The organism is Streptomyces tamarix, assembly GCF_032423885.1.
Lineage (GTDB): Bacteria > Actinomycetota > Actinomycetes > Streptomycetales > Streptomycetaceae > Streptomyces > Streptomyces tamarix.
Map to the genome: position 1 here is coordinate 127461 of NZ_JAWCTQ010000009.1, position 19521 is coordinate 146981.

19 protein-coding genes are annotated in these 19521 nt (G+C 72.9%); 11 read left to right on the forward strand and 8 right to left on the reverse strand.

The window, feature by feature from the left end; genetic code table 11:
* The first annotated feature begins 132 nt into the window (after positions 1-132).
* Positions 133-489 carry an STAS domain-containing protein gene (locus RND61_RS10125; RefSeq protein WP_315877506.1) on the forward strand — a complete coding sequence of 119 codons (357 nt, stop codon included), beginning with the start codon at positions 133-135 and terminating at the stop codon, positions 487-489.
* Between the two features lie 76 nt (positions 490-565).
* Complete coding sequence (locus RND61_RS10130) at positions 566-964, forward strand: hypothetical protein (RefSeq protein WP_315877507.1); 399 nt, start codon at positions 566-568, stop codon at positions 962-964.
* A 24-nt stretch (positions 965-988) separates the two neighbouring features.
* On the opposite strand, the gene RND61_RS10135 is transcribed toward RND61_RS10130, so the two are convergent.
* The 4 genes from RND61_RS10135 to RND61_RS10150 all read right to left on the reverse strand — a co-directional run bounded on the left by RND61_RS10135 (position 989) and on the right by RND61_RS10150 (position 6643).
* A complete protein-coding gene (locus RND61_RS10135; protein WP_315877508.1) occupies positions 989-1864 on the reverse strand; it encodes an alpha/beta fold hydrolase in 876 nt (291 codons plus the stop codon).
* Positions 1865-1938: 74 nt separating this feature from the next.
* Positions 1939-3513: an alkaline phosphatase D family protein gene (locus RND61_RS10140; protein ID WP_315877509.1), complete on the reverse strand. Its 1575-nt coding sequence runs from the start codon at positions 3511-3513 to the stop codon at positions 1939-1941.
* A gap of 389 nt (positions 3514-3902) precedes the next feature.
* A complete protein-coding gene (gene lanL, locus RND61_RS10145; RefSeq protein ID WP_315877510.1) occupies positions 3903-6458 on the reverse strand; it encodes a class IV lanthionine synthetase LanL in 2556 nt (851 codons plus the stop codon).
* A gap of 2 nt (positions 6459-6460) precedes the next feature.
* Positions 6461-6643 carry an SflA family class IV lanthipeptide gene (locus RND61_RS10150; protein ID WP_315877511.1) on the reverse strand — a complete coding sequence of 61 codons (183 nt, stop codon included), beginning with the start codon at positions 6641-6643 and terminating at the stop codon, positions 6461-6463.
* A gap of 136 nt (positions 6644-6779) precedes the next feature.
* Here RND61_RS10150 and RND61_RS10155 point away from each other — a divergent pair, with 136 nt between their 5' ends.
* The 6 genes from RND61_RS10155 (at position 6780) to RND61_RS10180 (ending at position 11383) form a co-directional block, all read left to right on the forward strand.
* Positions 6780-6965: a hypothetical protein gene (locus tag RND61_RS10155; RefSeq protein WP_315877512.1), complete on the forward strand. Its 186-nt coding sequence runs from the start codon at positions 6780-6782 to the stop codon at positions 6963-6965.
* Between the two features lie 321 nt (positions 6966-7286).
* On the forward strand, positions 7287-7646 hold the full coding sequence (locus tag RND61_RS10160) for a hypothetical protein (RefSeq protein ID WP_315877513.1): 360 nt from the start codon (positions 7287-7289) through the stop codon (positions 7644-7646).
* Positions 7647-7718: 72 nt separating this feature from the next.
* A complete protein-coding gene (locus RND61_RS10165; protein WP_315877514.1) occupies positions 7719-8690 on the forward strand; it encodes an ABC transporter ATP-binding protein in 972 nt (323 codons plus the stop codon).
* A complete protein-coding gene (locus tag RND61_RS10170; protein WP_315877515.1) occupies positions 8687-9538 on the forward strand; it encodes an ABC transporter permease in 852 nt (283 codons plus the stop codon). The genes RND61_RS10165 and RND61_RS10170 overlap by 4 nt, the downstream gene beginning before the upstream one ends.
* Before the next feature lie 486 nt (positions 9539-10024).
* Positions 10025-11065: a vWA domain-containing protein gene (locus RND61_RS10175; RefSeq protein WP_315877516.1), complete on the forward strand. Its 1041-nt coding sequence runs from the start codon at positions 10025-10027 to the stop codon at positions 11063-11065.
* A 150-nt stretch (positions 11066-11215) separates the two neighbouring features.
* Positions 11216-11383: a hypothetical protein gene (locus RND61_RS10180; protein WP_315877517.1), complete on the forward strand. Its 168-nt coding sequence runs from the start codon at positions 11216-11218 to the stop codon at positions 11381-11383.
* 383 nt (positions 11384-11766) lie between these two features.
* Here the strand turns inward: RND61_RS10180 and RND61_RS10185 are convergent, their stop codons facing one another.
* The 3 genes from RND61_RS10185 to RND61_RS10195 all read right to left on the reverse strand — a co-directional run bounded on the left by RND61_RS10185 (position 11767) and on the right by RND61_RS10195 (position 15332).
* Complete coding sequence (locus RND61_RS10185; protein ID WP_315877518.1) at positions 11767-12609, reverse strand: DUF1206 domain-containing protein; 843 nt, start codon at positions 12607-12609, stop codon at positions 11767-11769.
* A gap of 619 nt (positions 12610-13228) precedes the next feature.
* Positions 13229-13600: a ClpX C4-type zinc finger protein gene (locus RND61_RS10190; RefSeq protein ID WP_315877519.1), complete on the reverse strand. Its 372-nt coding sequence runs from the start codon at positions 13598-13600 to the stop codon at positions 13229-13231.
* A gap of 634 nt (positions 13601-14234) precedes the next feature.
* Positions 14235-15332, reverse strand: coding sequence for a serine hydrolase domain-containing protein (locus tag RND61_RS10195; protein ID WP_315877565.1), 1098 nt, complete (start codon positions 15330-15332; stop codon positions 14235-14237).
* Between the two features lie 502 nt (positions 15333-15834).
* Here RND61_RS10195 and RND61_RS10200 point away from each other — a divergent pair.
* Positions 15835-16512 (forward strand): TetR/AcrR family transcriptional regulator, encoded by a 678-nt coding sequence (locus RND61_RS10200; protein WP_315877520.1) that lies wholly within the window; start codon positions 15835-15837, stop codon positions 16510-16512.
* Between the two features lie 297 nt (positions 16513-16809).
* On the opposite strand, the gene RND61_RS10205 is transcribed toward RND61_RS10200, so the two are convergent.
* A complete protein-coding gene (locus RND61_RS10205; protein WP_315877521.1) occupies positions 16810-16932 on the reverse strand; it encodes a hypothetical protein in 123 nt (40 codons plus the stop codon).
* Between the two features lie 52 nt (positions 16933-16984).
* Here RND61_RS10205 and RND61_RS10210 point away from each other — a divergent pair, with 52 nt between their 5' ends.
* Together RND61_RS10210 and RND61_RS10215 are read left to right on the forward strand one after the other, a co-directional pair.
* Complete coding sequence (locus tag RND61_RS10210) at positions 16985-17554, forward strand: PadR family transcriptional regulator (RefSeq protein WP_315877522.1); 570 nt, start codon at positions 16985-16987, stop codon at positions 17552-17554.
* A complete protein-coding gene (locus tag RND61_RS10215) occupies positions 17541-18359 on the forward strand; it encodes an SGNH/GDSL hydrolase family protein (protein WP_315877523.1) in 819 nt (272 codons plus the stop codon). The genes RND61_RS10210 and RND61_RS10215 overlap by 14 nt, the downstream gene beginning before the upstream one ends.
* Positions 18360-19521 lie beyond the last annotated feature (1162 nt).

Below are 19521 nucleotides of genomic sequence, written 5' to 3' on the forward strand. Positions count from 1 at the left end.
GTGCACCCTCGTGGCCCCGGCGCGGTGGAGCCCCCGCCCCCGCGGCCCCGGTGTCACCGCTCCGCCACCTGGTGCGACTTCGTAGGATAGGCGAGCGGACCGGCTGTCCATCCACCGCATAGGAGTCGAACGGTGACCGAGGTAGAACGCACTCTGGCTATCACACAGCAGCCCGGGACCAGCGGGTCAGTCCTGCTGCGCGTGGAGGGGGAGCTGGACCACCACACCGCCGGCCAGCTCCGCGAAGCCTTCGCGTCCGTGCCCTTCGGCACGAGCAGGGGCGTGGTCGTGGACCTGTCGGGCCTGGAGTACTGCGACTCCACCGGTCTCACCGTGCTCATCACCGCCTACCACCGGGCGACGAGCGCGGGCTCCACGCTGAGCATCGTCGGCTTGAGGCCCGGTCTGGAGCGGGTCTTCCGGATCGCGGGGATCGACCAGGTCATCTCCCTGTACCCCACCCTCGACCACGCCCTCGACCGCTTGTGACGGTGAAGCCGGACGGCACGGTCGCCCCGGATCGCAGGGCCCGGAAGGACACGAGGACGCACCGGGTGCCGAGTAAATGCCGCCGCCGAAAGGTGTCGTCGAGGGGGGATCCGGCCCGTCGGCCTCCACGACGTCGACGAAGGCTGTGGGGGTCGCGTACGCGCACGGGGACCTCCCCGAGCGGGACATCGGGTACGGGGACCATCTGCGCCTGCCGTTCACCGACGACACCGAACAGCGTGACCTCCTCACCACCTGGATCATTTGCTCCTACGACACCCGGGTACTGCCCCGGGACGTGGTCGTCGATGCGCGCCGCACCCACCCCGAACTGGCCGTCCGCCGGAAAGCCGAGACGCCGATCGTCCTCACGGATGGCGGGCCAGAACCTGCGAACGAGCAGCGGGTGCCCACCGCTTCGGCGGGCGTCGGCACGGGGCGCCGTTCGTCTTCCGGCCCGGCCGGTCGGTCGTGACCGGGTTGCTCGATTCCCCCGGTGTCACCGGACGTGGGCCAGCAAGGTGCGCAGGACGGTCTCGGTGTGCGTCCAGAGCAACGATCCCCCGGCGGCGGGAAGGAGGTGCCGGGTCGCCTTCGGAATCAACCGGGCGAGGGATTCGCCCCGGTCCGGGGAGTGGACCGGGCTGGTGTCCTGCTGTCCGTACCAGAGGTCGACCGGGACGGCGATGTCGGCCGGGTCGAACGGCCAGCGGCCCATCGCCAGGACCGTGTCGCGGGCGTAGCCGCTCGGGCCCTGGCTGAAGGCTTCGGCCATCGCGCTCCGGAAGGCGCGCTGGAAGGCCGGGTCGGTGTAGACCGTGCGGTCCGGCTCGGAGCTCGTGGTGACGATCAGGTCCCACAGCGTGTCGGCGCTGCCGAAGCCGGCGAAGGACGCCTCGGCAGCGCCGGGGTCGGCCGCGACGGCGTCCACCATGTTCTTCACCTGCGGGTCCAGCGAACGGGCGAAGCGAGGATGGGCGAGTTCGTCACTGCCGGACACCACTGCCACCGCGTCCACCAGGCCGTTCGCCGCCAGGGCGAGGGCGAACGGCGCGCCCTGGGAGAACCCCACCGCCGACGGCGCGCGCAGAGCCCGCTCGTGGATGAGGTGCCGGATGTCGGCGGCCCAGCCGGACAGGGTCCGGCCGGGAGCAGGATCGGAGGTGCCGAGGCCGGGCCGGTCCACGCTGATGAGCCGGACACCTGCCGCGTCGACGACGTCGCCGCCGAAACCGAGCCGCCTGCTGGTGGCCGCCCCCGGGCACACCAGCACCGGGGTGCCGTCGGCCGGCCCCCATTCCGCCCAGCCCAGGGATCGACCGTCCGGCAGTCGGATCTGTCCGAGCCGCGCCGGCTCCCGCACGCCGTAGTCCATGATCCGTATCATCCCTTGCCGCCACCCCGCGCACCAACCTCCACCCCCCTGGGCGTCATCCGGCCGTTCCGGCTCTACTGCCCGACGAGACCGGGCCGGAGCGCCTTGGTGAACAGCACGGTGCCGTCCTGCTCGCGCAGCCGGACCGTCAGTTCCGCGGTGTCGCCGTCGATGTCGACCTCGCCGAAGAACTGGTAGCCCTCCGCAGGGGAGACGTTCGCCCGGGTGGGCGCCTTCACGAAGACCCGTTCCGGGCCGAAGGTGCCGTCGAGCGCGTTCGCCGGGAAGGCACCGGCGTTCAGCGGGCCCGACACGAACTCCCAGAACGGCTCGAAGTCGGTGAACGCGGCCCGCGACGGCTGGTAGTGCTGCGCGGAGGTGTAGTGCACGTCGGCCGTCAGCCAGACCGTGCCGGTGATCCGGCGGTGCTTGACGAACCGCAGCAGCTCCGCGATCTGCAGCTCACGGCCGAGCGGGGCGCCCGGGTCGCCCTGCGCCACCGCCTCGATGTTCGGCTTGCCGTCCCCGCCGTCGGGCACGACCAGGCCGAGCGGCATGTCGGAGGCGATCACCTTCCACACCGCGCGCGACCGGGACAGCTCCTTCTTCAGCCACTCCAGCTGTTCCCGGCCGAGGATGCCCTGCGGGTCGCTGCTCTGGCCGCCCGGGGAGTTCGCGTTGCGGTGGGTCCGCATGTCGAGCACGAAGACGTCCAGCAGCGGACCGTGGCGCTGCACCCGGTGGACGCGGCCGCCGGGGCGGCGCAGCGTGGAGATCGGGAAGTACTCCGAGAACGCCTGCCGGGCCCGCGCGGCGAGCACGTCGACGTTCTTCTCCGTGTAGCGGCTGTCGGCGAGGATCTCGCCCGGATACCAGTTGTTGGTGACCTCGTGGTCGTCCCACTGGATGATCGAGGGCACGCGGGCGTTGAACGCGCGCAGGTTGTGGTCCAGCAGGTTGTAGCGGAAGTTGCCGCGGAACTCGGCCAGGGTCTCGGCGACCTTGGACTTCTCCTCGGTGGTGACGTTCCGCCAGGTCCGGCCGTCGGGCAGGGCCACGGTCTCGGTGATCGGGCCGTCGGCGTAGACGTTGTCGCCGGAGCACAGGAAGAAGTCCGGGTCCAGGGCGGCCATCGTGTCGTAGATGCGGTAGCCGCCGAGGTCCGGGTTGATGCCCCAGCCCTGTCCGGCCAGGTCGCCCGACCAGACGAACCGCACCCCGTCACGGCGGCGGACGGACGCCGTGCGGAAGGTGCCGGTGACCGGCTCGCCGGTGCGGCGCGGGTCGTCCGGGTCGGCCAGCAGCACCCGGTAGTGGATCTGCTCGCCGGGCGGCAGTCCGCGCAGCCGGGTGGTGCCGGTGAAGTCGGTGTCCGCGCCCAGCAGCGGGCCGTGCCACCTGCGCGGGTTGCGGAACGACTCGGTGGCGGACGTCTCGACGATCATCCGGGCCGGCCGGTCCGAGCGCACCCACACCAGCCCGGAGTCCGTCGTCACATCGCCGGTCTGCACCCCCCAGCCGGCCCGCGGTCGCCCCGACAGGGCCAGCGCGGGCGCCGCGCCGGGACCGGCGGGCAACGTCAGGGCGGCGGACGCGGCGAGCGAGCCGCGCAGCACGGTACGGCGGTCGGGGAGCGAACGATGTGCCATGGAAGGGTCTCCAGACGGGATCCGGCCAGTGTGTGCAGCCACACCTACTGGTGCGTCGAGGCGCGCGCGGAAACAGCGAGTGAACAACTGGCCGCTCGCGGAGCGAACGCGGCTCGCCCGGCCTTTCCGGCTCGCCGTACGGGCGTCGGCGGCGCTGCCGGTACCGCTACTGGACGGGGTTGTTCGTCAGGCCGGTCGGACAGGCCGTGTGCCACGCCCGGGCAGCACGGCGCGCCGGGGCCGGCCGGACGGCGCCGGGGCCGGGGAGCCGAGCGGGGTGGCGTCGCCGGGCCGGTCGCCGTGCCTTCTCCTCCTCCGGCCTCAAGGCGCCGCCGTCCGCCGGGGCGTGAAGCACCGGCTGCGCGGCGGGGAGCCGCCGGCGGCAGCGGTCAGGCGACGAGGCCGAGCCGCGGACCGCCCCGGTCGCGCAGTCGTCTGAAGAAGGCCAGCACGCCCGCGGAACCGCCGGCCCAGGTGGCGCTCGCCCCGGCGAGACCGGTGTCCGGGAACACGGGCCGGGACCAGGTGCCGCCGCTGCGGCTCAGGATGAGCAGGGCCACGGTCTCGGCCGCGTCCCGGAACTCCTCGGACGCGGACGCCTCCGCGACGTCCACCATCAGGTCGCCCACCCCGGCCAGTCCGCAGCACTGCGTGACCAGCGGCATCCGCGGCGCCAGGGCGGCGCAGGCGCGCGCGGCCCGCTGGGCGAGGTCGAGGTACCCGGGCTCGTCGAGGCGTTCGGCGGCCCGGACGAGTACGGTCCCGATGCCGGCCAGGCCCCGGCACCACGAGCCGTAGCGGCGTGTCGCCCCCCGCTCGGCAGCCGCCGCGATGATGTCCGGGGTCACGGCGGCCAGGCGCGCGACGGCCTTCTCTGAGCGGCTGATCGCGTCCGGGTCCCCGGTCTCGCCGCCGTATTCGAGCAGGAAGCAGGCGACGCCCGCCCCGCCGTGCGCGATGCCCTCGCGGAGTGCGGCGCTGCCGGCCGTGTCCGAACCGGTCGGGGCCAGTCGGGCGGTGCCCGACGCCAGCATCCGGTCGCAGTCGGCGGCGACGGCGAGGTGCCGGTCCGCGGCGTGCCGGTGACCGGACCGGAGGGCGTGTCGGGCGAGCAGCAGCCGGCCGAGGCCGATTCCGGCGGCGCCCGCGATCAGATCCGCCTCCGGCGGTCCGCCGTCCGGTGCCCGATCCGGCAGGACGGGGTGCCCGGGCCGCGCGTCCGTCCCCGGGACCGCTTCCACGCCCGCTTCCGCGAGGAAGAGTTCGACGCCGGTGCGCCCCGTGTAGAGACCGGCCGGCAGGTTCCTGGACTGTTCCGCCGTCCACCGCGCCAACGCGGTGACGGCCGGACGCACGTGGGGCCGGTGCGCGTGGTGGAGGAGTTCCAGTCCGAGTCCCGAACTGCCGCCGTAGACGTCGATCGAGGTGGGGACGTTCAGCCGCGCCGCCCGTACCGGGTCCACGATCGCGTGCGCTTCGCCGAGGCAGAACGCGGTCGTGTGCTCGATGACCTCGTCCAGCAGGTCGCTGTCGATCCGGGGGCGCGCGGGGCGGCGCGGAGGCCGGCGCGCGGTGCCGGCCGTGCCGGTGCGCAGGCGGTCGGCGGCGGCGGTCCGTACGGCCGGGTCGAAGCTCAGGAGGCCGGTGATCGACGACCGGACCTCCCGGTGGGCGCGCCCGGGCAGCGCCCATGCCAGGCAGGCCAGGGTCCGGTCCCGGTTGACCCGGTGGTCGGGGTCGACGATCACCGGGTCCATGCCGGTGGCGGCGAAGAAGAGGGTCGCGCCGAGGGCGTAGTGATCGTCGGCGGGGGCGGCCGGTCCGGTCGTGCGCAGAACCGGCTCGCTGTATCCGGGGGTCGCCCCTCCCGGGCCGGCGCCGTTCCACTCGCTGATCCCGAAGTCGATCACGTGGCAGTGGCCGGGGCCGGAGTCGTCGAGCACGACGTTGTCGGGTTTGAGGTCGCGGACGACCACGTTCCGGCCGTGGATCGCGTCCAGGACGCGCAGGAGCCGGGAGGCGAGGACGGACAGGGCGCGCGCCGGCCGGGTGCCGTCGTCCCGGTAGGGGCCGTTGCGCAGGACCTCCCTGCGCAGGTCCCGGTCGCCGCAACTGCTCGTCACCAGGTACTCGTCCGACTGGTGGGCGAAGTAGTCCAGTGCGCGGGGCACGCCCGTGACGCCGTCGAGCGCGGTGAGGACCGCGCGCTCGTTGCGCAGCCGGTGGCGGGCGTCCGTACCGGATTCGTCCTCCCCCACGAAGGCCCTCGCCTGTTTGACCACCACCGGCCGCCCGAGAGCGCGGTCGACCGCGCGGTAGACGTTGCCCCGGGGGGTGCGCGCGATGCCGGCGGTGACCGTGTAGCGCCCGCCGCCGAGGCCGGGCGCGGACGGCTCGTCACCGTGTGCGGAGCCGCCCGCGAAGGGGTCCTCGGCCCAGGGCGGGCACCGGTAGCGACCGACGGCCAGGCCGTCGAAGATCCGGCCGTCCGGCCCGGTCATGACGGATTCGAGCCGCCCGCTCCGGCCGGTTCGGTAGTCGCCCGTGAAGGGGCCGTAGCGGTAGTAGACCGGGGCCCTCGGGTCGACCCGCCGGTCGCTGACGACCCGAGGGCCCTCCCGGTCGCGCAGTACGGCGACGAGTTCCCGGGCGACCCGGACCACGGTGCCGGCCAGGGGGTAGACGGTGATCGCCTTTCCGACGGCTCCGGCGCTCACCACCCCGGAGTTGAGGCGGCGCAGCGTCTCCGGGTCACGGGCGAACTTCGCGTGGCAGACGTGCCGGGACAGAACCGGCAGGACGAGCCGGGTCACGGCGTCGAGGTCGCCGGGGCGCGCCGAGACGTGCAGTTTCCAGCCGTGTTCCATCGCCGGCATCCGCGGATCGTTCAAGTACGACCACGTGTCGTCGGACCAGCCGCTGCGGCCGGCGATGGAAACCGCCACCGCTACGAGTTCAGGTCACAGGCGAAGCGGGTGGTGGCGGTCACCCAGGGGTCGGCGAGACACGCCGTGTGCTCGCGGTCGCCGCGGTCGTCGTCCTCGAACACGATCGCCTCGTCGTCGATCTCCAGTGGACCCGCGTCGCGGAATCCGTCGGCTTCCAGAAGATCCGGCACGGCTACGGGCATGTGACGCCTCCATGGTTTGTCCTGCGCCGAGGAGCAGGAAATGGCCGGCGCGGGCCGGTGGACCCGCTGGACCAAGGACTCGCTGCACAAAGGTAGGGAGGGGTGGGGCTACTGACAAGGGGTCAGCGGCGGACCGGTGGAGACCATCCGCCCCGACGACCGCGTCCTGCTCGGGGCCGGCGAGGAGCACCGGCACGGCGCTGCGCCGAACCGGCTGATGGTCCACCTGGCCATCAACGAGGGCGATCACGACCACGACGTCGTGCACTGGCTGGACCCCGTCACCGACGAGGAGTACGCCGCCGCCCCGGCCACGCGCTGAACCCGGCGCCGGGCCGCCGCACCCCCGGGCGGCCGTTCCCGGACCGCCGCGTCCGCGGTGCGGCGGCCCGTCCGGATCCGCGCCGGGCGAGGAGGCCGGGTGAGGAGGCCGAGCCCGTGCCTCACGCTCCTGGCGCCGAGGGACGGCGCCAGCGCGCGCACCATCGTGAGGAGAGCGGCCCGTGCCTCACGCCCTCCTTCGTACCGTCGTCCTCGGCCGCCTCACCGGCCACCGGGACACCGGGCCCCTCGTGACCGCCGACCGGGTACGCGTCGAAGCCGCCCTCCGACACCGGCACACCGGGCAGGAAGAAGAACCGACGTGGACATCGCCTACGACTTCCGCGGCAGGACCGCGTTCGTCACCGGAGCCGCCTCCGGCGTCGCCGACGAGCCCTTCGGCCGCCTCGGCAAGCCCGAGGAGATCGCCTCCGCCGTGCTGTGGCCGTGCCACACGGCGCCGCCTTCACCACCGGCGCCGCCCTCGTCGTCGACGGCGGCCAGACCACCTGACCTCACCAGGCCCCGTACGAGGAGTACGGCCGTCGTGGTCGATGGGCGCCCCGCCGGGGCGGTGGAGCAGCGTGGAACTCCTGAACCGTTCGGTAACGTGTTCGCCCGGGGAGGGCGCGTACGGCTGCCGCCGGGCGACAACGGCCACAGCCGTGGACACGTCCCATGACCGCGGACATCGGCACGGCCTCCGGCTCCCCGGCCTCGAAGGACGGATCACGAGACGGAACGGGGGACACCGATGACGACCGCTCACGCTTCGCCCGGAGCAGGGAGCAGCCCGTCGCCGAAGAGCGACAGGGTCATCGACGTACGGGACCTGCGGATGTGCTACCGCAGCCAGGACGTACTGAAGGGGGTGGGGTTCACGGCCCGGCGGGGCGAGGTCGTCGTGCTGCTCGGCCCGAACGGCGCGGGCAAGACGACCACGATCGAGGTCCTGGAAGGCTTCCGGATGCGCTCGGCCGGTGACGTGACCGTCCTCGGCGTCGATCCGGCGCGCGGGGACGAGCGGTGGCGTGCGCGCTTGGGCATCGTGTTGCAGTCGTGGCGCGACCACGGCAAGTGGCGGGTGCGGGAACTGCTGGCACACCTGGGGTCCTACTACGTGCCGTACTCCACCGCCCTCGTACGGCGGCCGTGGGACGTCGACGAGCTCATCGCCGCGGTGGGGCTGACCGAGCAGGCGGACAAGCGGGTCGGGACGCTGTCGGGCGGGCAGCGCAGGCGGTTCGACGTGGCCGTCGGCATCGTGGGCAGACCCGAGCTGCTGTTCCTGGACGAGCCGACGGCCGGTCTGGATCCGGAGGCCAGGAACGAGTTCCACGGCCTGGTGCGTGGGCTCGCGGACGAGAACACCACCGTTTTGATGACCACGCACGACCTCGCCGAGGCGGAGAAGCTCGCTGACCGGATCCTCGTTCTGGCCGGCGGCCGGATCGTGGCCGATGGCACGGCCGAAGAGCTGTCGCGGCAGGTCTCGGCCGAGGCCACCGTGCGCTGGACCCGGGACGGGCGGCGTTTCGAGCAGGCGACGGCCGAACCCACCCGGTTCGTCCGTCGGCTGTTCGAGGAGCACGGCGAGGCGATCGGCGGGCTGGAGGTGCGCCGGGCGAGCCTGGAGGACACCTACCTGGCGATGGTGAGGGAGTGGGAAGCGGGGAGTGTCCCCGGCGAGCGGGCGGCACACGTTTTCGGGGAGGGGGCGCGATGAGCCCGGTGTGGTACGCGGCGGGGGCAGGGGTGCGGCGTGGCTGGACGGAACTCCGGCAGACCTTCACCACCGGCCAGGACGTGTTCGGGTACGTGCTCTGGACGGTCCTGCTCATGGTGCCGCTGTTCCTGGCCGGGGACGATCCGCTGGCGGGTGCGGGCATCTCGACCGGCGCGTTCATGCTGCCGAGCATGCTGGGGATGACGCTCGCGTTCACCGGGGTGATGACCACGGCGCAGTTGCTGGCGACCGAGCGGGAGGACGGCACGCTGCTGCGGGCGAAGGCCGTGCCCCACGGCATGGTCGGCTACCTGACCGGCAAGATCATCATGGTGTCGGGTACGGCTCTCGTCTCCATGGCCCTCCCCTTCGCCCTGGGCGTGTTCATGGTCGACGGAGTCGCCCGACAGGGCGGTGGGGCGTTGCTGACGCTGGTGTGGGTGGTGCCGCTGGGCCTCCTGGCGACCCTGCCGATGGGCGCGGTCATCGGCTCGCTCGTCAACAGTCCGCGCGCCGTCGGGTTGATGATGCTGCCGGTGATGGGACTCATCGTGGTCTCCGGAATCTACTTCCCCCTGTCGGAGCTGCCCGGGTGGCTGCAGACCGTCGGGCAGGTCTTCCCCATGTACTGGCTCGGCCTCGGTCTTCGGGCCGCGTTGCTGCCGGCCGAGGCGGTCGCCGCCGAGATCGGCGGATCCTGGCGGTACCTGGAGACGGTGGGCGTGCTGGGCGCATGGGCAGTCGCCGGGTTGCTCCTCGCACCGGCCGTCCTGCGCAGGATGGCCCGCCGCGAGTCCGGGGCCGCGATGGCGGAACGGCGCCAGAAGGCGATGCAGCGGGTCGGTTAGCGAGGTGCCGGGGCGTCGGCCCGGTTCGTGACCGGGCCGGGGCGTCCCGGCCTCGGCGCGGCCCCGCCCCCTGCGGACACGCGTGTGTCCTCGGTGCTGAGCGGCCGGGGGTCGTCGGAGTCGTGGGCGCCGGCGTTGTGCCGGCGCGGGTGGCCGGGCGGGCCCCGGGTCTGCGCAGGGTGGCTGCGGGCCCTGTTGAGCCGCGTGCTGAGCGCACGAGTTCGGCAGGGCCCGCAGTGGCAGGTGCGGCACGCGGCATCGGGAAGCGGGGCTGCCGGTCGGACGGTTCGACGGGGGCGGCGGGGGGGGTGGCGGCGGGCCGCGGAGGGGCAGGGGCTCCGGGTCGTGGCAGCGCCCGGGGTCCCGTGCTGCGGCCCGGTGGGACCCCTGGCCGGGTGGGCTCTTCATCCGGTCCGGGAGCCACGGTCGATTGTCAGTGGTGGGTGAGACGGTAGGAGCATCGAGTCGGAACGAGGGGGAGCTGTCATGTCCGGGAGCCAGAACTACATCAATCACGTCGCCCTTGTGCTGGATGCCAGTTCGTCCATGTCGCACCTGAGCCGCAAGGTCGTCGAGGTCGCCGACCAGCAGATCGCCTACCTCGCCCGCCGGTCGAGGGAGTTGGACCAGGAGACCCGTGTCACGGTGTACGTCTTCGCGGACGAGGTGCAGTGCGTCATCTACGACAAGGACGTGCTGCGGATGCCGTCGCTGAAGCAGTTGTACCGGGTCGGTGGAATGACGGCTCTGCTGGCGGCCGCGCTGAAGTCGCAGCGGGAACTGGCGCAGACGGCCCAGTTGTACGGCGACCACAGCTTCCTGACGTTCATACTCACCGACGGGCAGGAGAACGCGAGCCACCGCTGCCCGGGCGCCCCTACCAGGGATCCGCGTGAACTGGTGGGGGCCGTGGCCGAGATGATCGAGACGCAGGAGGACAACTGGACGCTGGCCGTCCTGGTGCCGGACCAGGTGGGCAAGCGCGAGGCCATGCGGTGCGGTTTCCCGAAGGACAACATCGCCATCTGGGACGCCACGAGCTCCCAGGGCCTGGAGGAGGCCGGGCAGGTCATCCAGCAGGCCACCGAGAAGTTCATGGTGGGCCGCACCCAGGGCATCCGGGGATCGCGGACGGTGTTCTCCACGGGTGCGGAGGCGGTCAACGAGGACACCATCAAGGCCGCCGGCCTCTCCCCGGTGGACCCGTCGCGGTACCAACTGGTCCCGGTGGCCCGTGACGCGGCGATCCGGGACTGGGTCGTCGAACGCGGGCACACCTATCGTACCGGGTGCGCGTTCTACCAGCTGAGCAAGTCGGAGAAGGTCCAGGCGCGGAAGCAGATCGCGGTGCTGGAGAAGAAGACGGATCGGGTGTACACGGGACCCGAGGCCCGGGCCCTGCTCGGTCTGCCGGACGTGGAAGTCCGCGTCAAGCCGGATCACAACGACGACTTCACGATCTTCGTGCAGAGCACCAGTGTGAACCGGAAGCTCGTCGCGAACACACGCCTGCTGTTGATGAACTGACACCTCGGGAACCCTGTCGGGTCCCGGAGACCTCGACGTACCGGCACCTCGCCGGCAACGGAGCCAGTGGGGGCGGGTGCGGATGCGGACGCGGCAGTGCGGGGCAGCGCGGGGCAATCGTCGGTAGTGGGGTGGTGGGCCGGTGCGCGGGTGGCGGACCGGCCCGGCCGGGTCGTCAACACGCGCCATGAGAGCGTCTGGATCGGTGACACCAAGGGCGGGGTCGAGTGCGTGCGGCCCGGGACGGTCGTCGACACGTGGTTGGGGACGCTCGAAACCGTGCGGATCGACGACTCGGTGGAGTGCAGGCTCATCTGATCCCGGCTCGGGTGCGACCGGCGGCGCAGGCGCCTTCCGCCGCCCGCCGCTTTCGACTCGTAGCCGCGCCCGGTCCGTAGCCGCCGCCCGGTCTTGGAGGTGATGTGAGGTCAGGTCCGCCGCGTGCCCGGCCGGCTGCGGGCCGAAGGCCGGAGCCGGAGTGCCGGGCGGGCAGCCCGACCACGGCCCTTCAACCGCTCGGGAATCAACGCCGCTCCCGGTGACGGCGGTGCTCGGACGGCGGCCCGGCGGCACGGCCCGCCCGCCCGCGCCCGGTTGCGTTTCGTGGGAGGACCGAGAGAAACACCCTGGCATCCACCAGGGTGCCAGGGTGCGGGAAAAGGGTGCCTCCGTCGCCGCGGCGTCCGGTCACCCGGGGGTCCTCAGACCCGGCGCCACCGGGCCGAGGCGAAGGAGAACAGTCCGAAGAGCGCCATCCCCGCGGCGACGAGCACCAGCAGCCCCGGGCCCGCCGGGGTTTCGGCGAACGAGCGCAGCGCGTCGTCCAGGCCCTTGGCCTCGTCCGGCTCGTACGTCAGCGCGGCGCGCGTGACGAAGACGCCGACGGCCGCGAACACGGCGCCGCGCGCCACACCCCCGCCGACCCCGGTCACGTCGGTGAACCGCCGTTCCCAGCGGGACATCGTGGCGAGTTCCAGGTGCTTGCGGTACTTCCGCAGCGCGGCCCGTCCGGCCATCCACACACCCGCCACGACGATGCCCGCCCCGACCAGGCCCACGATCCACTGGCCGCCGGGCAGTTCGAGCGCCCGCGCGGTGACGTCCTTGGACTGCCGGTCGCCCGACCCGCTGCCGCTGCCGCTCTCACCGGCGGCGAACGCCAGGACCGAGTAGGCGACGAACGCGTAGAAGACGCAGCGGGCCGCCGACATCAATCGCTTGCCCGGCTTGCGCCCGCCGGCGCCGGCCGCGCCGAACACCGCCTCCGAAAGCCGCCACAGGGCCATTCCGACCAGCCCCAGGCCGACCGCCCACAGCAGGACCGATCCCATGGGCTGGGTCGACAGTTCGGCAAGCGCGCCGCCGCGGTCCGCCTGGCCGCCTCCCTCACCGAACGCGATCCGCAGGGCGATCAACCCGATGAGTACGTACAGCACGCCCCTGGCCGCCAGGCCGCACCGCGCCGCCACACCGAGAGCCGAGCTGTTCGCCGCGCCCCGCGCCACCGCGCGAGGTGACAAGGACGTCCCGCGTACCGCGCTCATGTCAACCTCCCCCATCTCACCGACTTGCCCTGCGTCGGTTGCCCCCTGTCGCCCCGGGGAAACACGGCCACCGGCCGTAAGCACACGCCGGCCCCCGGCACCGCGGCGTATCAGCCGGACCGCCCGGGCCCGGCGGGCGGGACCGGTCCTGGGGCGACTGCCCCGTCATCGCTGGGCGTGCCGATCGGGGCCGGGACGGACGGCAGCGCGGCGCCGGTGCGCCTTCGCCGGCACCGCGGTCCGCAGTACAGGAAGTCCGCGCGTCCGGCCGTAGTGGGCCGGTCGCGGGCGCCACAGGGACGCCCGCATCCGGAAGGAGGCCCGGGGCGGGAGAGCGGGAGATCAGCACCCAGCGATCCTCCCCGCGCCACAGGGGCCGGGACTCCCCCGCACCTCATCTGACTCGGCGGTCGCGACAGCCGCCGCACGCGCGGCTTTCCGCTCGCGCCGGCGGCCTCCACCGCCGACCGCTACCGTGCCGGAGTCGCCCTGGACCGGCTGGTGCTCCGGCTCCGCGGACCGGTCAAGTGATCACTGTCGAGCGGGTTCCGGACTGCCCGCAGGCCGATCCCGGTCCATCCCCCGGGTCCGGGGCTCGGGCACGGGCGGCGTCCCCGGGTCACTCCTCCCCGGAGAACCGTTCCCAGGCCGACTGGCGGGTGATGCCGAGCGCCTCACCGATCCTGGCCCAGGTCACGCCGCGTCGCCGCAACTCCGTGACCCACATGCGCAGATCGGCCTCGACCTGATCGGCGACGGTCGCGACCCGGGGCAGCCGCTCCAGCATCTCCGCGTCGGTCAGATCGCCCCACATCGGCATCCGCAGCTCGATCGGGCCCGGGCGGTACTCGGCCACGATCGAGGCGGCCAGGTCCACACACTCGTTGCAGATGTTCACCCCCGGACCGGCGATCAGCTTGGCCAACTCCGCCTCGGGCTTGCCGCAGAACGAGCACACCCGGCCGTCGCGTTCCAGCATCTCCGCGGGCATGGCGCCCCCTCCTGCGACCCCAACCTGCCTGTCAGGCTGATCCTGACAGGCAGCGTACGGACGTCAGGGCCACCCTGACAACCCTCGACACCCCGGCGCCACGCCGGGCGACGGGCCCGGACGCGGCCGGACGACGCGGCCGACTCGGCGCCGGAGCACCAGGGCACCAGGGCCGAACGGGACCGCGGATACCGGCACGACAAGGCGCCCACAGGGGGACACCGAGCGGGAGGGAGCGGAGCCGTCGCGGGGGGAGAGCGGTGACGAAGCGGCCACGCCACACACCGGACCGGCCGGATGCCGCCGACCGCCGTACCGCTCGCACTTGACCGCCGACCGTCCGTGCCCCTCGTACCCGGCCACCGGACAGTCAGGCAGTCGGCGCGCTCCTCGGGCCGGGCCACCGTGGAGGGGGAGCCGCCTCCTGGGCCGCGTCCGTCCGTGACGCACGCCTGGCCATGTGCGCCTCGGAGCACCGTCGCGCCCCCGCGGCGGTGAAGCCGCTCGGCGGCGTCGACGGCGGTTGACCGGACCCGCCGCCCGCCGGACCCGCCGTGTCCGGCCGTCTGCCGGACGCGCTGCGGCCCGGACGCGCCGTGGCGGGGTCGACGGCCGGCGCGCCCGGCCGGGTCGGTCAGGGTGCCGACTTCGTGGTTCCGTACAGGGCCTGTCGGTACAGCGCCTCCAGCGCGTCGTCGATGGGGTGGTGCTGCGGTTCACCGGCGGCGTCCAGCCGGTTCCATCTGATGAGGTTGACCGCGACGGACATCCGGCGTTTGCCGTCGGCGCGGGTCAGGGACATCGTGCCGGCTCCCCAGACCGTGCCGTCGTGCCCCCAGAAGGTGCCGCAGCCCGGGACGGACACCTTGTGCAGGCCCAGGCCGTAGTCGATCGTCGATCCGTCGAGGGCGCGCACGGGGACCGTCCGCTGCATCTGCGCGAGCGACGCCTCGCCGACGACCCTCCCGGCGAGCAGTTCGCCGTAGAAGCGGTTGAGGTCCTCCATCGTCGAGACCAGGGCGGCACCGGTGCCCACCCACGACATGTCGTAGACGCTGTAGTCGCGCGGCGGGTCGACGAAGCCGTGCAGCGCCTCGTACATCCGCGAGTGGGGGCCCTTGAGGCGCGGCCCGGTCGGGAAGCCGGTGTGGCGCAGGCCGGCGCGCTCGATGACGTGGCGGGTGATGTACCACTCGGCCGTGGTGCCGGTCACCTCTTCCAGGAGCTGGCCGAGGAGGAGGTAGTTGACGTTGGAGTACACGCCCGTCGAACCGCCGGGCTCGCCGGCCGGAGGGGCCGTGAGGCCCAGCTCGATCAGTTCGGCCGGGCTGAACCGGCGGAACCGGTTGTCGTCCAGGCTGCCCGGGTGGACGGGGACCTGAAGAAGTGAGGGGAACGCGTAGCGGATGTGGTCGGGGATGCCGCTGGTGTGGTTGAGCAGCATCCGTACCGTGATCTTCCTGCCGCGCTCCGCCGGTACCAGATGGGGCAGGTAGGTGCCGATCGGCACGTCGAGTCCGATGCGGCCCTGCTCGACCTGCTGCATGATCGCGGCGGCGGTGAAGGTCTTGGTGACGCTGCCGACGCGGTGGCGCAGGTCGGGGGTGACGGGGCGGCCGGTCGCGAGGTCGGCGACCCCGGAGGCACCGCGCCAGGTCCGGTCGGCGTCGCGGACCTCTGCGAACACCCCTGGTATTCCGGCGCGGTGAACACCGTCCAGCGCGGCCCCCAACCCCGCGGGGTCGAGGCCGGTGTCCGAAGCGGTACGGGCGGCCGGTGCGGCCCTCGTCGGGTCGGGTGCCGGCGCGGGTGCTGCCGTCACCGCGCTCGTGCACATGCCCAGTGCGGCTGCGCTTGCGCATAAGACGAGTCGGATCTTCACGACGTCCGTCCTTTCAGGATCGGGTCACTGCGGGTGCGAAGGGAGATGTTCCGCGAATCGGCCAGGCAGCTGGCCCCGACACGGCATCCCGTCGCGGTCCGGCACCGCTCCCGGCCGCCCGTCGCGAGGACCGCCTGCGGACGGGTGGGGACTGCCCTCCCGGCCGGGTGGGAGCGGTGCGGCCCATCGCCCTCCCGTGTCCTGCCGCTTTCCGGCGGTGCCACACGCGGTGGCGGCCACCCCCCTTTAGGAACATGTTCCGAAAGTAGCACCGGAAGCCGCCACCGGGAACACCGAAAGCCGAACCCGCGCCCCGTTCCGCGACGGGAAGGGCGGACGGCATGATGGGGCGATGCCCCGACCACCCGCACCGCGCGGCCGCATCGGCCGGCCGCCCGTGACCTCCCGCGCGCAGATCCTGGCCGCGGCCCGCCGACTCATCGACCAGGACGGCTGGGAGAAGCTCACCATCCGCCGCCTGGCCGCCGAGCTGGGCATCGGGGCGACCACCCTCTACCACCACATCCGCGACAAGGAGGACCTGCTGGTCCTCCTCCTCGACCAGCACGTCGGCCAGCTCGAACGCCCCGAACTCCCCTCCGCGCCGAAGGACCGCATCATCGCGGCCGCCACCGCCATGCACGACGCCCTCGCCGCCTGGCCCTGGGCCGCGGAGGTCCTGTCCGCCGACGGCTTCGTGGGCCTGCTCGACGAGTCCGCGCTGTGGATGGTCGAGGCCATCGTGGCCGCGGCCGGCGACCACGGATGCACGCAGGCGGAAGCCGTCCACGTCTTCCGCAGCCTGTGGTACTACACCGTCGGCGAAGTCCTCGTCCGCGCCCGCTCCCCGCACCGGCGCTCCGACGACCGGCGCCCCGCCCACCGCAAGACCTTCGACGCGGCCCGCGTCCCCCACCTGGCGGCCATCGGCGAGCAGTGGCCCGCCCTGGCCGGGCAGGACACCTACCGCGACGGGCTCCGCGCGTTCGTCGACGGACTGCTCGCCCAGGCCACCGGCCCGAGCACATGACGCGGACCGCGCCGGCGCCCGCCGGAGGACCAACGAGGAGCACGCGGCCGGTCTGAGCCCCTACCGCAAAGGAGGGGGGCGCAGCCGGCGGACGGGCGGTCCCACGACGCCGGGGCCCACCGGACGGCAAGGGAGCCGAGCCGTCCTGCGACAGGACGGCGCGGCGCCGTACGGAACAGCCGGAACAGGCACGGCCAGGGCAAACTCGACCGCCACCCGAGCGACGACCGGCGGGACGACGCAGCACGGCGGGCGGCCCCGCGCCCCTCCACCGCCGACTGGAGAGAACGAGCGAAATCAATCGCCCCCCGCCCCGTCAGAGCCGTCCGGTGTCGCGAGACCGTACTTCTCCACGGCGGCACGGAAGGCGTTGAGCGGATCCCCTGACTCCGCTTCATATTCAAGGAGCAGATTAGTCATTTTCTTGATTATGATGCGGCGGTGGACGAGGACCGGGGAGGGGACTGCTTCGATGGCCTTGCGACATGCCGTGCTGGCGGCGCTGCTGGACGGCGAGTACAGCGGATACCAGTTGGCGAAGGCGTTCGACGTCGGCGTCGCGAACTTCTGGCACGCCCTGCCCCAGCAGTTGTACGCCGAGCTGGCCAAGCTGGAGAAGGAAGGGCTGGTCGCGGGTCGGCAGGTGGTCCAGGAGTCCCGGCCCAACAAACGCCTGTTCCACGTCACCGACGCCGGTCGCGCCGAGTTGGAGGAGTTCGCCGCAGCCGTGTCGAAGCCCTCGTTCATCCGCGACGACCTGCTGGTCAAAGTCCAGGTCGCCGACCGCATCGGCACCGCACCGGTGATCGAACAGCTCGAGAAGCGGGCGGCCGAGGCCGAGGCCAAGATCGAACTTTTCGGCAAGCTCCTGCGGCAGATGCGCGGTGACGCGGACGAAGAGGAATTCCTACGCCGAGCCGAGCGGATCGGGCCGTACTTGACGTGCCTGCGCGGCCTGGCCTTCGAGCAGGGCCATCGGGACTGGTGTCTGCGGATCGCAACCGTCCTGCGAGAAAGGCAGACGACTCATGCCGCACGGTGAATACCTGCGTTACGTCGCCCTGGGCGACAGCCAGACCGAAGGGCTGGGCGACGGGAACGACACCGTCGGCCTGCGCGGCTTCGCCGACCGGTTCGCCGAACACCTCGCAGCCGTCAACCCCGGGCTCCGGTACGCCAATCTCGCCGTACGGGGACGTGTCGCCGGTCAGGTCCGCGCCGAACAACTGGGGCCGGCCCTGGCCCTGCGCCCCGACCTGGCCACCGTCGTCGCCGGAGTCAACGACCTGCTCCGACCCCGGTTCGACGCCGCAGAGGTGGCCGGTCACCTGGAGGAGATGTTCGCCGCGCTCACGGCCGCCGGAGCCCACGTGGTGACCCTGACCTTCCCCGACGTGGGGAAGATCGCACCCCTTGCCCGGCCCCTCAGGTCCCGCGTGTTCGACCTCAACACCCGCATCCGCGCCGCGGCCGCCCGTCACGGGGTCACGGTCGCCGAAACCGCCCGGCACGCCGTCACCACCGACCCACGGCTGTGGACCGCGGACCGGCTCCACGCCAGCCCCCTGGGCCACGAGCGGATCGCCGCAGCGCTCGCCCAAGCCGTCCACCTCCCCGGAAGCGACGACGCCTGGACGCGTCCCCTGCCGCCGCAGACGGTCCCTTCGGGACGGCAAGCCGCGGCAGCCGAACTGCGCTGGGCGGCCGCGTTCCTCGCTCCCTGGCTCGGACGCCGTCTGCGCGGCCGGTCCTCCGGCGACGGCCGGACCGCGAAGCGCCCCCAACTCCTGCCTCTGAGCGCCAGCCCCGTCTCTCCGGTGGACGCCGAGCGACGGGAGTTTCCGTAGGGACGGCATCGGTCCCGAGGCGGGCTCCTCCCGAACGACCCGCCGCCGGCTCCTCCCGAACGGCCCGGCGCTGCGCGGCACGCCGGAGTGGGCACGTTCACGCGTACCCGGGGATCCTTCGCGAGTGCGCCGGGTACGCGGGCGGCGTCCACGACGCAGCCCCGCAGACGACGGCGCCGGTTCTTCCGGTGGTCGGGGACCTGTTCCCGGAACGAGCCCGCGGACACGGCGGGCGCAGCGACGACACGACAGCAGCCACGCGGGAGGGTGGTGGCCGGGCTGTGCCGACGGCCGTGGGTTCCGCAGATCACCAGGGCATGGGGGTCGGCTCCTTGCTCACGGCCCTCGACGGCAGGGACAAGCGCCTGGGTGTACCCCGCGGGAAGGGACTCGGGCAGCCCGTCCCAGTGGATCGGCACACGCCTGCCCGAGGCGACGGGGGCATCGTCTTCGTCCACCCACGTGAGATTCACATCGGCGAACCACTCCCCGACCCCGCCTGTGCACTCCTTCACCAGTCGGTCAGCGGTGATGAACTCCGGGAAGGCTTCGCTGAGAAGCTCCTTCAGGTGCGCGTCCGGCTACGCGCGCCAGTCCGTTCACCCTTTCATCCTCGTTGCCCGTCCATGACACGCGGTCCGTGAAGAACCGCCCTCCCGACCAGGCCCGACCCCCAGTGCCGTCACTCCCCGTGAACCCCTACGGAGTCGGAGGAGCCACCGACCGGTGCTCTCCCCGTGCCACCGACTCTCCGGCGCCCGACGAGAAACGCTTGAGCCGGAAGCCGGCCAGGGCGGTCGGCGGGGTGAACGTCCCCTTCACTACCGGCCCTCAGCGGCTTCCGGGCAGGTCCGGGAGGTTGTCGACAGGCGCGGGGTGACCGCATCGCCTATCGTGGAAGGCGGTGGGCCGACCGGGGCCCACCTTCTCGGGGCCATCTGGTTCGCAGTCTCGACACACACCTCGTCCCGTGGGGCCGTGAGTACACCGGCCACATCACGTGTCCGCGGCGCATCCCGCCGACCGGTGCCGTTCTGACCGGCGCCGCCGGAACCGGTCGCGCCATCCGGCCGATCACACCGCTCCGTTCGAGGCACCGGCGGCTTTCGCCGCGGGGGCGCCCGAGAACGGCCCGCGGGATCCCGGTTCGCAGCGAACCGGG

Coding starts and splice junctions, on each gene's coding strand:
- RND61_RS10205 (WP_315877521.1), bottom strand. CDS start 16,932: ATGACTAATCTGCTCCTTGAATATGAAGCGGAGTCAGGGGATCCGCTC.
- RND61_RS10215 (WP_315877523.1), top strand. CDS start 17,541: ATGCCGCACGGTGAATACCTGCGTTACGTCGCCCTGGGCGACAGCCAG.
- RND61_RS10140 (WP_315877509.1), bottom strand. CDS start 3,513: ATGGCACATCGTTCGCTCCCCGACCGCCGTACCGTGCTGCGCGGCTCG.
- RND61_RS10185 (WP_315877518.1), bottom strand. CDS start 12,609: ATGAGCGCGGTACGCGGGACGTCCTTGTCACCTCGCGCGGTGGCGCGG.
- RND61_RS10175 (WP_315877516.1), top strand. CDS start 10,025: ATGTCCGGGAGCCAGAACTACATCAATCACGTCGCCCTTGTGCTGGAT.
- RND61_RS10135 (WP_315877508.1), bottom strand. CDS start 1,864: ATGGACTACGGCGTGCGGGAGCCGGCGCGGCTCGGACAGATCCGACTG.
- RND61_RS10190 (WP_315877519.1), bottom strand. CDS start 13,600: ATGCCCGCGGAGATGCTGGAACGCGACGGCCGGGTGTGCTCGTTCTGC.
- RND61_RS10170 (WP_315877515.1), top strand. CDS start 8,687: ATGAGCCCGGTGTGGTACGCGGCGGGGGCAGGGGTGCGGCGTGGCTGG.
- RND61_RS10130 (WP_315877507.1), top strand. CDS start 566: ATGCCGCCGCCGAAAGGTGTCGTCGAGGGGGGATCCGGCCCGTCGGCC.
- RND61_RS10165 (WP_315877514.1), top strand. CDS start 7,719: ATGACGACCGCTCACGCTTCGCCCGGAGCAGGGAGCAGCCCGTCGCCG.
- RND61_RS10200 (WP_315877520.1), top strand. CDS start 15,835: ATGCCCCGACCACCCGCACCGCGCGGCCGCATCGGCCGGCCGCCCGTG.
- RND61_RS10210 (WP_315877522.1), top strand. CDS start 16,985: ATGGCCTTGCGACATGCCGTGCTGGCGGCGCTGCTGGACGGCGAGTAC.
- RND61_RS10150 (WP_315877511.1), bottom strand. CDS start 6,643: ATGCCCGTAGCCGTGCCGGATCTTCTGGAAGCCGACGGATTCCGCGAC.